Origin of the sequence: Vibrio sp. 99K-1, from assembly GCF_013114585.1 — a bacterium.
Classification (GTDB): domain Bacteria; phylum Pseudomonadota; class Gammaproteobacteria; order Enterobacterales; family Vibrionaceae; genus Vibrio; species Vibrio chagasii_B.
On the sequence record NZ_VTXF01000076.1, the window covers coordinates 1 to 537 of the forward strand.

1 protein-coding gene is annotated in these 537 nt (G+C 43.4%); it reads left to right on the forward strand.

The annotated features are described in order from the left end of the window. Window positions 1-537: transposase (locus F0228_RS25695; protein ID WP_253820347.1), on the forward strand; the 537-nt coding region annotated here is incomplete at both ends.

Consider the following 537-nt stretch of genomic DNA (forward strand, 5'->3'; position numbering starts at 1 on the left):
TTATCGATAGTCTCCTCAAGGAAATGGGTCACACAAACCTCTCCTGTCCTGACTTTTCGTGTCTATCAAAGCGTCTCTCTAAGCTTGGACTTAAGGCCCCAAGATTCAAAAAAACAGACAAACCCGATGAAGATTTAGCGGCGATAGCCATTGATTCCACAGGCCTGAAAGAATTTGGCAAGGGTGAATGGCACCAGGAAAAACATAAAGTTAACGTAAAGCGCAGCTGGAAAAAAGCGCACTTTGCTGTTGATGATGAGCATATTATTCATGGCGCGATATTGACGAAGAAAGACACCATGGACTTTCAGGTTGTCGAGGAATTATGTGAGCAAGTTGATGTGGGCGTTGACCATATTTCGGCAGATAAAATGTACGATACTGATGACGTCTATGATGCTTTAACGAACAAATTTCCAGAGAGTGACATAGCCATTCCTCCCAAAGAAAATCTGTATGCAGACGACGCTCATAACACTAAAAGGATGAGTAGTTTGGTGGCGTATTCTGCCTTAGGTCCCATGCGATGGCAAAAGA